This window comes from Caldimonas tepidiphila (assembly GCF_003569765.1).
Classification (GTDB): domain Bacteria; phylum Pseudomonadota; class Gammaproteobacteria; order Burkholderiales; family Burkholderiaceae_C; genus Caldimonas; species Caldimonas tepidiphila.
Genome location: NZ_QXMG01000030.1, coordinates 22,937 through 36,631, shown reverse-complemented (window position 1 = coordinate 36,631; position 13,695 = coordinate 22,937). Strand labels below are relative to the sequence as shown.

The following is a 13,695-nucleotide window of genomic DNA, read 5'->3' as shown; positions in this document are numbered from 1 at the left end:
TGCGGCGGCTCGGCCGCTCAGCTCCAGTGCTCGCGGTACCAGGCCGCGAAGTCGGCGGGCGGCAGCGCCGGGCTGAACAGGTGGCCCTGGCCCAGGTGGCAGCCGTGCGCGTGCAGGTAGGCGAGCGCCTGCTGGGAGTCGATGCCCTCGCCGACCACCTCCAGCCGCAGCGTGCGGCCGAGCGCGATGATCGCGTCGGTGATCGCGCGGCTGGCGCGGTCCTGCCCGATGCGCTTGACGAAGCACTGGTCCACCTTCAGCCGGTCGAAGGGCAGCTGGCCCAGCAGGCCGAGGCTCGAGTGGCCGGTGCCGAAGTCGTCGAGCGCGACGCGGATGCCGGCCGCCCTCAGCTCCTCGAGCGTCGCGATCGCCGCGGGCACGTCGTCCATCACGGTGCCCTCGGTCACCTCGACCTGGATCCAGCGGGGGTCGAGGCCGTGCCCGGCCACGGTCGCGATGAACTGCTGCGCGAAGGCGCGCTGGCGGAACTGCAGCGGCGAGACGTTGATCGCGACCGGCACCGGCGGCAGGCCCTCGGCGATCCACGCGGCGTGCTGCCGGCAGGCCTCGGCGATCACCCATTCGCCAAGCGGCCCGATCAGGCCGGCTGCCTCGGCCACCGGGATGAAACGGTCGGGCCCGAGCGGGGCGCCATCCCGGTCGTCGCGCAGGCGCAGCAGGGCTTCGACGCTGCTGAAGCGGCCGAGCCTCATGTCGATCACCGGCTGGTAGTGCAGGGCCAGGCCCTCGCCGGCAAGCGCGCGCTTGAGCCGCGCCTCCACCGACGAGGACTCGTCGGCGCGGCGCTCGAGCTCGGGCGTGTAGACCTGGTGGTTGCCGCGGCCGGCGGCCTTCGCCTGGTACATCGCCAGGTCCGCGGCGTGCATCAGCGTGTCGATGTCGCTGCCGTGCTGCGGGAACAGGCTGATGCCGACCGACACCGACACCGAGGCCTCGGCCTCGCGCAGCCGGAACGGGGCCGAGACGGCGTCGATCACCGCGCGCGCCACCCGGGCGGCGTGGCGCGGGTCGTCGAGATGGGGCAGCACGATCACGAACTCGTCGCCGCCGATGCGCCCGACCAGGTCCTCCTCGCGCACGCTGCCGAGCAGGCGGCGGCCCACCTCCTGCAGCAGCTGGTCGCCGGCCTCGTGGCCGTGCAGGTCGTTGACCGGCTTGAATCGGTCGAGGTCGAGGTAGAGCAGTGCGCCGCGGCCATGGCGGCGCGCCGCGGCGGCGAGCAGGTGCTCGGCGTACTCGAACACCAGGCGGCGGTTCGGCAGCCCCGTCAGCGGGTCGTGCAGCGCCGCCTCGCGCGCCCGCTCCTCGGCGAGCTTGCGCTCGGTGACGTCGATGTTCATGCCGATCCACTTGCGCACCGCGCCGCCGCGGCCGAGCAGCGGCGCGGCATGGACATGCGTCCAGCGCCACTCGCCGCTGCGGTGGCGCAGCCGGAACTCGGCGCTCGCCGGAGCGCCCCCGGCCAGCGCGGCGTGCCACATGCGCTCGGCCTCCGCGCGGTCCTCTGGATGCACCGCGTCGAGCCAGCCGAAGCCCTGCTGCTGCTGCGGGCTCTGCCCGGTGTAGGCCTGCCAGCTCGGGGCATCGGCCAGCGCGCCCTGCGCATCGGCCTCCCACACCGACTGCGCGACGCCCTCGACGAGCACTCGGAAGCGCTCCTCGCTGTCGCGCAGTTCCTCGGCGGCCTGGCGCCGGTCGAGCGCCGCTCCGGCGGCGCGGGTGAGCGCCTCCAGCACCGCGACCTGCTCCGTGTCCGGGTGGTGGGGCCGCGCCCAGTGGGCGCAGAGCACGGCGCAGGCATGGGGCTGCCCCACCGGCACGGCGACCAGGCTGCGCACCGGCCCCGGCTCGCGCAGCCCGGGCGGCACGCGCTCGTCGGCCCCCACGTCGGGAAGCACCGCGGTCCGCCGCTGCCGCAAGGCCCATGCGGCGATGCACGACAGCAGCGGGTGGTGCGCCCCCGGCGGCGGCGCATCTCCCGCCGCGTCCTCCACGATGGAAGGGCGGGCCTCGTCGCGGCTGAGCACCACCGACACGCCGTCCGCGACCGCCAGGCCGCGCGCCGACTCGAGCACCACCTGCAGGATCTCGCGGCGTGTCCCGGCGTTCGCCAGCCGCTCCAGCGCCAGCGACAGGCTCAGGAAGCGCGTGCGGCTGGCCTCGAGTGCCGCCTCGGTGCGCCGCCTGCGCAGCACGTGCTCGGTGACGTCGCTGCCGTGGCCGAGGATGCGCACGCGCCGCCCGCCCGTGTCCGCGATCGGCTGGCAGGACAGGTCGACGAAGCGCCGCTCGGGCGGCATGCCGGGCGCGGGCGCCAGCGCGAGCTCCACCTCCTGCTCCGAGAAGGGCTCGCCGCGCGCCAGCACGCGCGCGATGCGTTCGCGAATGTCCGTGCGCGCCAGCTCGGGCAGCGCCTCCAGGACGGGGCGCCCGACCAGCTCGCGCCGGCCGACGAGCCGGAAGAAGGCCTCGTTGGCCATCTCCACGACCAGCTCCGGCCCCCGCATCACCATCAGGAAGGACGGGGCCTGACGGAACAGATCCTCCAGCAGTTGCGCCGGCCGGGCCTGCAGCGTCCGCAGCAGCCGCTCGTGTTCAGCCTTCGCCGCGCGCATGCGGACGCGGTCGGTGGCGTCGATCGCCGTCTCCAGCACGCCGCCGATCGTCGCGCCGGCGGTCGAGCACGGCAGCGCGCTGTAGGCGAGCGTGACGAACATCTCCTCGGGAGCGCCGTAGCGCTCGACGACGAGCCGTTGCTCCTCGAGCAGGCAGGGCTCGCCGCGCTGCAGCACCGCGTCGCAGACCGGGCGCAGCAGCCCGCTCAGCTCCGGCCAGCCCTCGTCGGCCGGCAGTCCGAGCAAGCGGGGGTGCTTGCGGCCCACCAGCGTCAGGTAGGCGTCGTTGTAGATCTGCACGAGCTGCGGCCCCCAGAGCACGCTCATCGCCACTGGCGAGGCCATCACCAGCGCGACCGCGAGCCGCAAGCCCTCGGGCCAACCTTCCACCGGGCCGAGCGGCGTGGCCGCCCAGCCGTGCGTGCGGCACAGCGCGCGCATCTCGCCGGGGCCGGCGAACAGCGCAGCCGCGCTCCCGTCCGGGGCCGGGGGCGAGGGAGAGGCGGTGAGCACGGAACTCATGCCGGTCCTCCTCCGCGGCGGCTGCGCGCCTGCGCCGCCGGTGCCGCCGCTGTCGCGCTGCGGCCCCGTCCGGTGGCCGGCGCCAGGCCCGGGCCTGCGCGCCCGGGTCGTCGCGCGCGCCGATCGCGCGCGCCGGTTCCCCAGCGCCGAGGGCGAGCGCCTGGCAAGGCAGGTCCGGCGGGATGAAGGCGAAGCCGCCCGCCTCGCTCACCACCGGGGGATCGAGCGCGGCGCTTCGGGAGGCCGGGCAGCGCGCCCGGGAACGATTCCTGCCGCTCCCGGGCAGCGGCCCGGCGGCCGCGAGGAGCGTCGATGAAGAACTCCCGGACCCGCAATCCTCCCTGGCCGAACCCGCGGCTCGGCAGTCTCCCTGTCGTGGCCGGCGCAATGCACGGCCCTGTCCTCGCGCAGGCGCGGCGCGAGGCGGACCGGAGGCTCGGCAAGGACATGGGTCAGGTCGCCGGGGGCTGGGGCGGGGGCCTGATGGCCCCACCCCATCCGCGCAGGCGCGCCAGGCGCCGCTGAGGCGGGGCCCGGCGGCGCGCCGGCCGGTGGCTGCGCGCGCCGGCCGGGTGCGCGCTCATTCGGCGCCCATTTCCTCCATCAGCTCCTGCTTGCGCGTGGCGAGTTCCTCGCCGAGCGCCTCGAGGTCGATGCCCGCGTCCTGGATCTTCGGGAAGAGCTCGTTCTCCTCTTCCTGGACGTGGTGGTTGACGTACTCGCCGAGCACCTTGACCTTGGCGTCGTACAGGTCCTCGGTCGGGTCCATCTCCTGGATCTGCTCGATCAGGTCGCGCGCGCTCGCGTGCTCCACCTGCGCCTCGTCGAGCAGGTCCTGCTCGTCGAGCGCGTCGCGGGCGGCCGGGTAGAAGAGTTCCTCCTCCAGGTCGGCATGCACCGTCAGCATCAGGCAGATCTGCTCCGCCAGTTCCTGTTTTTCCTGCGCATCGGCGTCCGAGCTCACCAGCTGCTCGTACTGCTCGAAGAGCTGCCGCACCTGCTCGTGGTCTTCGGTCAGCAGTTGCACGGCATCCATGTCTGCGCTGCTTGCGGGGGCCATCGTGATCTCCTTGTCGGTTGAACGGACCGGGCGGCTGCCCGGCTTCGTCCTGCGGCGGCAATCGTCATGCCGCCCGCCCGCGCGGCCATTCCGTGACATCCGCCGCACCCCGGCCGCCCGCTGCCCTTCACCGCCGCCGCCGGGGGCCGTAGTGAGTGGCAGCCCCGTCGCCGCCGGCATTCCAGCCGGCGGTGCGGCGCGGACACCGAAGGAGCGCACGCATGAAAGCCGGAATCCCGCACGAACCCGCCCTGCAGGGCAAGCATCTCTTCATCGAGCACCTGGCGCAGCAGCTGGAGGCGATGGAGCAGGGCCGCGCGCCGGTGAAGGCGGTCGCCTACCGGCTGTTCTCGCGGCGCCTGCGCCAGGCGATGGCCGGCTATCCCGAGACGCGCCTGGCCGCGAGCCTCGCCGGCCCGCACCCGGCAGTGGCCGAGGGGCTGGCGGTGCGCTTCTTCGACACGCACGGCCGCCTGCCCGGCCCCGGCGGGCGCGCCGCGCAGGAGATCGCCGCCGAGCTGCTCGCGCGGCTGCGCCAGCCCGCTCCTTGAGCCGCCCGCGCGTGGCTCCTCACTTCACGGGGATCGCCGTGGCGCGGTCCACCGGCACCGCGGTGACGCTGTTCTGCGGCGAGCCCTCGATGACGCGCTCCGAGTAGGTCATGTAGACGAGCGTGTTGCGCCGGCTGTCGACCATGCGCACGACGCGCAGCCGCTTGAACAGCAGCGAGGTGCGCTGGTTGAACACCTCCTCCTGCGCGGGCAGCGGCGCGGGGAAGGAGACCGGCCCCACCTGCCGGCAGGCGATCGAGGCCTCGGACTTGTCCTCGGCGAGGCCCACCGCACCGCTGATGCCGCCGGTCTTCGCACGCGAGACGTAGCAGGTGACGCCCGGCACCTTCGGGTCGTCGTAGGCCTCGACGATGATCTTGTGGTCGGGCCCGATCAGCTTGAAGACGGTGTCCACCTCGCCGATCTTCTCGGCATGGACGCCCGCGCAGGCGGCGAGCAGGGTCAGGGCGGCGATCGGCTTTCTCATGCGAAGGGCTCCGGGGCAGGGGGCCCGAGCATAAGGCCGCGCGCCTTGCCGGGACATGCGCACGGGCGCCGCCTCGCGCATGATGGCGGCTTTCGCAACCCGGTCCCGCCACCATGCCCAAGGACTTCTCGCGGATGGAGGACTCCAACCGCAGCGGCAACCCCTCCATCCACGAGGTCTCCGATCCGGCGCGGCGCGTCTTCGTGCGCGGCGGCCTCGCCGCCGCCGCGGCCGGGCTGCTCGGGCCGCTCGCCGCGGCGGGCTGCGCTTCGCCGGGGGGACACACCGTGTCGGCGGCAGCGGCTGCGCCGGGACTGCCGGGCCGATCGATCGGCTTTCGCAGCGTGCCGATGGCGGCCGTGGACCGGGTGGTGGTGCCGCCGGGCTACCGCGCCGAGGTGCTCTACCGCTGGGGCGACGCGATCGGCATCGCCGGGCGCATGCCGGCGTTCCGGCCGGACGGCGGCAACACCGCCGCCGAGCAGGCGCTGCAGGCCGGCATGCACCACGACGGCATGCACTACTTCCCGCTCGACGGCTCGGCGCGCGGCCTGCTCGCGGTGAACCACGAGTACGTCGACGACGGACTGCTGCACCCCGACGGGCAGCGCACCTGGAGCGAGGAGAAGGTGCGCAAGTCGATCGCCGCGCACGGCGTCTCGGTGGTCGAGGTGGCGCGCGCGCCGCAGGGCGGCTGGCGTCTGGTGCGGCCCTCGCGCTTCGCGCGCCGCATCACCGCCGACACGCCGATGCGCGTCGCCGGCCCCGCCGCCGGGCACCCGATGCTGCGCACCGAGGCCGACCCCGAGGGGCGCCGCGTGCTCGGCACGATGGCCAACTGCGCGCGCGGCTACACGCCCTGGGGCACCTACCTCACCTGCGAGGAGAACTTCGCCGACTACTTCCGCGCCCCCGAGCAGCCCGACGCGCACCAGCGGCGCTGGGGCCTGGGGCGCCGTAGCGGCAGCTTCTACCGCTGGCACGAGCACGAGCCGCGCTTCGACGCGCGGCTGCACCCGAACGAGTTCAACCGCTACGGCTGGCTGGTCGAGATCGATCCCTACGACCCGGAATCGGTGCCGGTCAAGCGCACCGCGCTCGGCCGCGCCGCGCACGAGGGCGCGGCGCTGGCGCAGACCGCCGACGGCCGGGTCGTCGTCTACATGGGCGAGGACGCGCGCTTCGAGTACATCTACAAGTTCGTCAGCCGCGACGCGGTGCGCGAGGGCGGCTACGCCGCCAACCGCGACCTGCTCGACCACGGCACCCTGTACGTCGCGCGCTTCAACGCCGACGGCCGCGGCGAGTGGCTGCCGCTGGTGCACGGCCAGGGCCCGCTCACCGCGGCGAACGGCTTCGCCGACCCCGGCGAGGTGCTGGTCAAGGCGAGGCAGGCGAGCGACCTGCTGGGCGCCACGAAGATGGACCGCCCGGAATGGACCGCGGTCGATCCGCTCACGCGCGAGGTCTACTGCACGCTGACCAACAACAGCCAGCGCGGCGAGCCCGGGCGGCCCGGCGTCGACGCGGCCAACCCGCGCGCGAACAACACGATGGGCCAGATCATCCGCTGGAAGGAGGACGGCGACCTCGACGCGCGCCGCTTCGCGTGGAGCCACCTGGTGCTCGCCGGCGACCCGCAGGCGCAGCGCCCCGGCGCGCGCGGCAACGTGAAGGGCGACGCCTTCGGCAGCCCGGACGGGCTGTGGGTGGACGGCCGTGGCGTGATGTGGGTGATGACCGACGCGTCGGGCAGCGCGACGGGCCGCGGCGACTACGCCGGGCTGCCGAACAACCAGATGCTCGCCTGCGACCCGACGCGCGGCGAGATGCGCCGCTTCCTGCTCGGGCCGCACGGCTGCGAGGTGACGGGGCTGACCGCCACGCCCGACCTGCGCACCTTCTTCGTCAACATCCAGCACCCGGGCGAGCCGCCGGGCGACCGCAGCGACCCGGCGCGGCCGACGCGCCACTCCGCGTGGCCCGACGGCAGCGGGCGGCCGCGCTCGGCCACCGTCGTGATCACGAAGGACGACGGCGGCGTGATCGGCACCTGAGCCGGGACGGCCGGCAGGGCATCGCGGCGCGACGGCGGGCTTTCCCAGGAAAGCTCACCGTCGGCGCTCCTCCTGCCCCCCGTGCCCTCAGGCGGCCATCGGCTGCGGCTTCTCGCCGCCGAGCGCGTCGATCAGGTCGGGCAGCAGCCGGCTCAGCTCGCCGGTGGCGATGGCCGCGTCGGCGTCGAAGGCCTCGTCCTTGTCGCCGCCCGGCTGCACGCCCTCGAACACCACGTCGAGGAAGCCGAGCTTCTTGATCTGCAGCGTGTCGGTGAGCAGGAAGGAGACGCGGCTGTCCCAGGTCAGCGCGAGCTTGGTCGGCACCTTGCCGGCGCCGATGTGCTGGCGCACCTCGTCGATGTCGAGCGGGTGGCGCGCGTAGCGCACCACCGACTTCATCTCGTCGGCCGACTTCAGCTCGCAGTCGCGGTCGACCGTGAAGCCCGCCGGCGGCTCGCCGCTGGCGAGCCAGTCCGACATCGCCGCGGTCGGCGACATCTCGGTGTGCAGCGCGCCGACCGCGAAGCCGTCGAGCGCCTTCACGAGCGCCGTCACCGCCTCCTCGGCCTTGCCCGGGCTGCCCGCGTCGATCACCAGGAAACGGTCCGCCGGGTCGATCCAGACCTTCAGCGCCGACTGCTTCGTGAAGGCCATCGGCAGCAGCTCGAGCTCGGCCTGCTCCTTGAGCTCCTTCATCTGCTTCTTGCCGGGCTTGCGGCCCGATGCGGCCTCGGCCTGCTGCGCCAGCTCCTCGGTGCGGCGCTTCACCACCGAGCCCGGCAGCACCTTCTGCTCGGTCATCAGCTTCAGCAGCAGGTGGCGGCCCACCGGCTCGACCAGCGGGCCGTGCGGCGTGCCGCGCGGCGGCACCCAGCCACTGGAGTTCGGCTGCGTCGCGCCGCAGGGCGCGAAGCGGCCCTTGTCGAGCGCCTCCTCGATCTGCTCGGTCGTGGCGGACCAGTCCGGCCCGAGCCGGTACACCAACAGGTTCTTGAACAAGGATGTCCTCTTCTGTGCAGGGTTCGCGGCGGGCGCCGGGGGCGGCCCGCCTCGGGGGAAAAGGCGCAGATTGTCCACGCAACGCGGCAAGGCGTCAGCGGGGCAGGGCGGCCGGGCGGGAACTCCTCCCGCCCGAGGGCCCTGGCGTTCAGCCGAGCGCGGTGTCGAGCACCATCATCAGCACGAAGCCGATCATCAGGCCGGTGGTGGCCTGGCGCTCGTGGCCCTTGCGGTGCGACTCCGGGATGATCTCGTGGCTGATGACGAAGAGCATCGCCCCGGCCGCGAAGGCGAGCCCCCAGGGCAGCAGCATCGCCGACACCGTCACCACCGAGGCGCCGAGCACCGCGGCGACCGGCTCGACGAGGCCCGAGGCCACGCCGATCGCGGCGCAGCGCCAGCGCTCGTAGCCGGCGACGCGCAGCGCCGCCGCCACCACCAGCCCCTCGGGCAGGTCCTGCACCGAGATGCCGCTGGCCAGCGCCCAGGCCCCGACCGCGTCGCTGCCGGCGAAGGCGACGCCGATCGCGAGGCCCTCGGGCACGTTGTGCAGCGCGATCGCGAACACGAACAGCCAGGTGCGCCGCAGCCGGCGGCGCTGCGAGCCCTCGACGCCCTTGATGAAGTGCTCGTGCGGCAGCAGCCGGTCGAGCGCGAGCAGCAGCCCGGCGCCGAGCAGGATGCCGGCGCCGACCAGCGAGCTGGCCTCCAGCCGCCCGGCGCCGAGCTCGCCGGCCGCCTCGATCGCCGGCACCACCAGCGAGAAGGCGCTGGCGGCGAGCATCACCCCGGCGCCGAAGCCGAGCAGCGTGTCGAGCACCGTCTGGGACAGCTCGCGCGCCAGCAGCACCGGCAGCGTGCCGAGCGCGGTGGCCCCCGCGGCGACCAGCCCGCCGAGCAGGGCCTGCGCCACCCGCGGATCGTGGAAGACGATCGCCTGCCAGACGTTGTGGGCGCCGACCAGCAGGCCGGCGAGCACGATGCAGGCGCCGAACAGCAGGCGGGGGCGGGTGGTCTGGATCTGGGCCATGGAAGCAGCGCGGCGGAGGCGGTCGGGCAGTGGCGTCAGGCAGGTCCGAGCAATCGGCCTGCCAGCCGCGCCGGCCGCCGCCCGCCGGAAGACCGCGCCGCCGCCTCAGCCCCGGCCGGCGCGCCGGTCCCTGCCGCTGCGGCGGTAGTAGGCGCGCTTCTCCTCGTACATGCGCGCGTCGGCCTGGTGCAGCACCGCCTCCAGGCGCTGCGGAGCGTGGCCGGTGGCGGTGCCGATCGACACGCTCAGCGGCTCGCCGCCGTGGAACTGGTTGTTCAGCGCCAGCAGCTCGAGCAGCTGCTCGACCACGCGCTCGCCGCCGCGCTCGTCGGTGCCGGGCAGCAGCAGCGTGAACTCGTCGCCGCCGATGCGCGAGGCGCTCGCGGGGCGGTCGACGGTCTTCTGCAGGATCTCGCCGAGCCGGCGCAGCAGCGCGTCGCCGGCGGCGTGGCCGGCCTGGTCGTTGACCGCCTTCAGCCCGTTGAGGTCGACCGCCACCACCGTCACCGGCCAGGGGCCCTTGCGCTCCAGGCGGCTGAGCTCCTCGGTGAAGAAGGCGCGGTTGCGCAGCCCGGTGAGCACGTCGTGCTTGCCCAGGTATTCCAGGTAGGCCTCGGCCTTCTTGCGCGCGGTGATGTCGGTGAGCGAGACCAGCACCTGGTCCCAGCGCGCCTCGTGCCCGGGCAGCACCGAGAACTGCAGGTAGACGTGCAGCCGCTCGCCGTCGAGCGCGTAGTTCACGACCTCGCGCTGCTGGAACAGCCGGCCCTGCCACAGCTCCAGGAGCTGCTCGGCGAAGTGCGCGCGCATGTCGTCGCGGAACACCTCCGGCAGCCGCGCCAGCAGCGTCGCCTTGTCGGGGGCGCGGAACATCGCCAGCGTCTGGCGGTTGATGTCGATGACGCGGATCTCCTCCATGCAGCGCGTGACGAACTCCGGGTGCACGTCGAGGAAGACGCGGAAGTCGTCGATGCCCTGCGTGCGCACCTCCTCGAGCAGCGCGCGGATGCTGCTGAAGTCCTCCACCCACAGCGAGACCGGCGAATGCTCGAACAGGCCGCGGGCGTACTGCTCGCTCGCGCGCAGCGCGCGCACCGCGCGGCTGCGGTCGGTCACGTCCTCGAGCGCGACCAGCACCCGGCTCCAGTCGGCCTCGTGTCCCGGCAGCACGCTCGCCTTGAGCAGGATCGCCAGCCGGCGGCCCTGCAGCGTGTAGTTGACGGTCTCGCCGCCGAACTCGGTGTGGCCGTCCCACAGCCGCCCCAGCTCCTCGACATGCTGCTCGAACATGTCGTCGCGGAACACGTGGTGGAGCCGGTCGCGGAGCTCGTCGAGGCTCGCCGCGCCGAAGAGCTCGAGCGTGCGGCGGTTCACGCGCAGCACCCGGATGCGGCCCGAGCACTGGGCGACCAGCGCGGGCCGGCCCCGCAGGTGCGCGCGCAGGTCGCTCACTCCCTCGGCGCGCCAGGCATCGAAGAGGCGCTTGACCTCGCTGTAGTCCTCGAGCCACAGCGAGACCGGGGCCAGCTCGAACATGTCCGAGTACAGATCGACCAAAGGAAGCTCCTGATGCGATGCGCGAAGCGGGGGATTTTCGCATCGTGGAGGGGACGGAAGCGGCGCCCTGCCGGCGGGTGGCCGGAGGCAGGCGAAGCGCGGCAGGCAATATTCCACGCCGGGGGCGGCGAGGTGCCGGCGCGGAAGCCGCAGGGCGCGGCCGTCCCCGATACCCCTGGGAAGGGCAAGGTTTGGGGTAAACCCTTAAATTGGCGCCATTGTGGGACGGACAGCGGTCCTCCCCCGGCTTGTCTCCTCCACCCTCCTTGGTGGATTGCGGCCCGAGACCTCCCGTCTCGGGCTTTTTTTTGCGCTGCGAACGTGCCGGAATGGTGCGGCGGCGGCGCGGGAGAGCCGCGGGCTGGGAGAATGCAGGCCCCATGTCCAAGAATCCCCCGCCGTTCGGTCCCATCCGCCAGGAAATGCTCGTTGCCCTCGGCAGCTTCGGCCTCACCGCCGCACTGTGCGCGACCGCCTTGTTCACCGGCCTGCTGCCGGGCCTGCTCGCCGTGTGCGCGAGCTTCCTCCTCACGCGAGGGCTGGTGCGCGTGCCGCTCGGGCCCAGGCATCGCCTGCCCGGCTGGCTCGCGGTGGCGATCGTCGCGATCACGCCGGTGGTCGGGCTGACGCTGCTGCTGCTCAACGCCAAGGGCTACAGCCTGCTGGCGATCGGCCAGTACGAGGCGCTGCTGCGGCACCTGGCCGACACCATCCTCGAGATCCGGCAGAAGCTGCCGGCGCAGCTCGCCGCGCAACTGCCCGAGGGCACGGTGGCGGTGCAGGAGTGGCTGGCGCAGCGGCTGCGCGCGCAGGCGGGCTCGCTCGCGCTCGCCGGACGGGTGTGGCTGCACGCGATCCTGCTGGTGTACGTGGGGCTGATCGTCGGCGCGCTGCTGGCGATCCGCAAGGCGCCGCCCCATCCGCGGCCGCTGTCGGTCGCGCTGCGCGAGCGCGCGGGCCACTTCATCGACGCCTTCCGGCAGATCGTCGCGGCGCAGTTCTGGATCGCGGCCTTCAACACCACGCTGACCGCGCTGTTCCTGCTGCTGGCGCTGCCGCTCTTCGACGTGGACATGCCCTACGCGTACGCGCTGATCGCGCTGACCTTCGTGCTCGGGCTGCTGCCGATCGTCGGCAACCTGATCGTCAACGTGGTGCTGACGCTGGTCGGGCTGTCGGTGTCGCCGCTGGTCGGCCTCGCCTGCCTCGTGTTCCTGATCGCGATCCACAAGTTCGAGTACTTCATCAACGCCAAGGTGGTCGGGGTGCGCACCAGCACCGCCGTCTGGGAGCTGCTCGCCGTGATGTTCGTGTTCGAGACGATCTTCGGCGTGGCGGGGCTGGTGGCGGCGCCGCTCTACTACGCCTACGTCAAGAAGGAGCTGCAGGCGGCGGAGCTGGTCTGAGCGCGGCGCCGCGCCCGCTCTCCCGTCCCGCCCTTGCCCGCACCTCGTCCCGAGAAGAGAAGTTCCTGCCCATGACCCATCCCGTGGCCGTCGCCACCCTTCCCAACGGCATCCGCGTCGTCACGCTGCCGATGCCGCACCTCGGCAGCGCGAGCGTCGGCGTGTTCGTGCGCACCGGCTCGCGCGACGAGAGCGCGCGCAGCTCCGGCATCAGCCACTTCCTCGAGCACATGGCCTTCAAGGGCACGCACACCCGCGACTGCCAGCGCATCAACCTCGACGCCGAGCGCCTGGGCGCCGGCGTCAATGCCTTCACCGACAAGGACAGCACCGCCTACCTGATGAGCGGCCTGGCCGAGCACGCGCCGCGCTTCCTCGAGATGCTGGCCGACATCGTGCAGAACAGCAGCTTCCCCGAGCAGGAGCTCGAGCGCGAGCGCGGCGTGATCCTGCAGGAGTACGCCGAGCTCGCCGACGACCCGCTGGCGATCGCCGACCGGCTGTTCGACGAGGTCTGCTGGGGCGAGCAGCCGATGGGGCGTCCCATCATCGGCAGCCGCCGCAACATCCAGCGCTTCACGCGCGAGGAGCTGCGCGAGTACGTCGCGAGCCGCTACACCGGCGCCAACATCGTCGTCGCCGTGGCCGGCCGGGTGAAGCCCGAGGAGATCGAGGCGCAGGCGCAGGCGCTGTTCGGCACGCTGCCGCGCGGCGAGCCGCATCCGGTGGCGACGCCCGCGTACCGCGGCGGCATCCGGGTGCGGCGCAAGGCCGGCTTCAGCCAGTCGCAGGTGCTGATCGGTTTCCCCGTGGAGTCGCTGCGCGAGGACCACTATCCGAGCCTCGTGGCGGCCTCGCTCTTCGGCGAGGGCATGAGCTCGCCGCTGCTGGACCGCATCCGCGAGCGCCGCGGCCTCGTCTATCACGCGGCGAGCTCGGTGGACCTGATGGACACGAGCGGCCTGTTCGTGATCGACGCGCTGACCACGCCCGAGCATCTCGACGAGTTCTTCGCCGAGGTGACGCAGCTGCTGCTGGAGCAGGCCGAGCGCATCGACGCCACCGACCTGGAGCGCGCACGCAACCAGCTCAAGGTCTCGATGCTGCTGTCGCAGGAGAGCCCGATGCAGCGCCTGGAGGCGGCCGCCGAGGACCTGTTCGTGCACGGCGAGGTGCAGTCGCCCGAGTCCTTCCTCGACCGGGTCGACGCCGTCTCGGCGGCCCAGGTGCGCGAGGCCTTCGCCCGCATGCTGGCCGCGCCGCCCTCGATCGCGCTGGCCGGCAAGGGCGCCGACGAGCGCTTCCTCGAAAGCGTCGGCGCGCGGATACTCGCTCATCGCGCGCACCGCTAGGGCGGGGCCGCGCCTGCGGCGCCCCGAGGCGACCTATT

At 73.3% G+C, this 13,695-nt stretch carries 10 protein-coding genes; 4 read left to right on the top strand and 6 right to left on the bottom strand.

What is annotated here, in order from left to right; translation table 11 throughout:
• Nucleotides 1-17 precede the first annotated feature (17 nt).
• A complete protein-coding gene (locus tag D3A59_RS16405) occupies nucleotides 18-3,158 on the bottom strand; it encodes a sensor domain-containing protein (RefSeq protein ID WP_119156183.1) in 3,141 nt (1,046 codons plus the stop codon).
• A 580-nt stretch (nucleotides 3,159-3,738) separates the two neighbouring features.
• Nucleotides 3,739-4,194 (bottom strand): hemerythrin domain-containing protein, encoded by a 456-nt coding sequence (locus D3A59_RS16395; protein WP_119156180.1) that lies wholly within the window; start codon nucleotides 4,192-4,194, stop codon nucleotides 3,739-3,741.
• A 245-nt stretch (nucleotides 4,195-4,439) separates the two neighbouring features.
• On the opposite strand from D3A59_RS16395, the gene D3A59_RS16390 reads away from it, so the two are divergent.
• Nucleotides 4,440-4,769, top strand: coding sequence for a hypothetical protein (locus D3A59_RS16390; RefSeq protein ID WP_119156178.1), 330 nt, complete (start codon nucleotides 4,440-4,442; stop codon nucleotides 4,767-4,769).
• Nucleotides 4,770-4,788: 19 nt separating this feature from the next.
• Here the strand turns inward: D3A59_RS16390 and D3A59_RS16385 are convergent, their stop codons facing one another.
• Nucleotides 4,789-5,256, bottom strand: a complete 468-nt coding sequence (locus tag D3A59_RS16385; RefSeq protein WP_119156176.1) for a CreA family protein — start codon at nucleotides 5,254-5,256, stop codon at nucleotides 4,789-4,791.
• 134 nt (nucleotides 5,257-5,390) lie between these two features.
• Here D3A59_RS16385 and D3A59_RS16380 point away from each other — a divergent pair, with 134 nt between their 5' ends.
• Entirely contained in the window at nucleotides 5,391-7,313 is a 1,923-nt protein-coding gene (locus tag D3A59_RS16380; protein WP_240636088.1) for a PhoX family protein, read from the top strand.
• A gap of 87 nt (nucleotides 7,314-7,400) precedes the next feature.
• Here D3A59_RS16380 and D3A59_RS16375 read toward each other — a convergent pair whose 3' ends face one another.
• From D3A59_RS16375 to D3A59_RS16365, 3 genes are all read right to left on the bottom strand, one after another.
• On the bottom strand, nucleotides 7,401-8,312 hold the full coding sequence (locus D3A59_RS16375) for a recombination-associated protein RdgC (RefSeq protein WP_119156172.1): 912 nt from the start codon (nucleotides 8,310-8,312) through the stop codon (nucleotides 7,401-7,403).
• A 148-nt stretch (nucleotides 8,313-8,460) separates the two neighbouring features.
• On the bottom strand, nucleotides 8,461-9,342 hold the full coding sequence (locus tag D3A59_RS16370) for a ZIP family metal transporter (protein WP_119156170.1): 882 nt from the start codon (nucleotides 9,340-9,342) through the stop codon (nucleotides 8,461-8,463).
• Between the two features lie 105 nt (nucleotides 9,343-9,447).
• Nucleotides 9,448-10,878 (bottom strand): sensor domain-containing diguanylate cyclase, encoded by a 1,431-nt coding sequence (locus tag D3A59_RS16365; protein ID WP_119156247.1) that lies wholly within the window; start codon nucleotides 10,876-10,878, stop codon nucleotides 9,448-9,450.
• Between the two features lie 401 nt (nucleotides 10,879-11,279).
• Here D3A59_RS16365 and D3A59_RS16360 point away from each other — a divergent pair, with 401 nt between their 5' ends.
• Nucleotides 11,280-12,305: an AI-2E family transporter gene (locus tag D3A59_RS16360; RefSeq protein WP_119156168.1), complete on the top strand. Its 1,026-nt coding sequence runs from the start codon at nucleotides 11,280-11,282 to the stop codon at nucleotides 12,303-12,305.
• Nucleotides 12,306-12,376: 71 nt separating this feature from the next.
• Complete coding sequence (locus D3A59_RS16355; protein ID WP_119156166.1) at nucleotides 12,377-13,657, top strand: M16 family metallopeptidase; 1,281 nt, start codon at nucleotides 12,377-12,379, stop codon at nucleotides 13,655-13,657.
• Nucleotides 13,658-13,695: the final 38 nt, after the last annotated feature.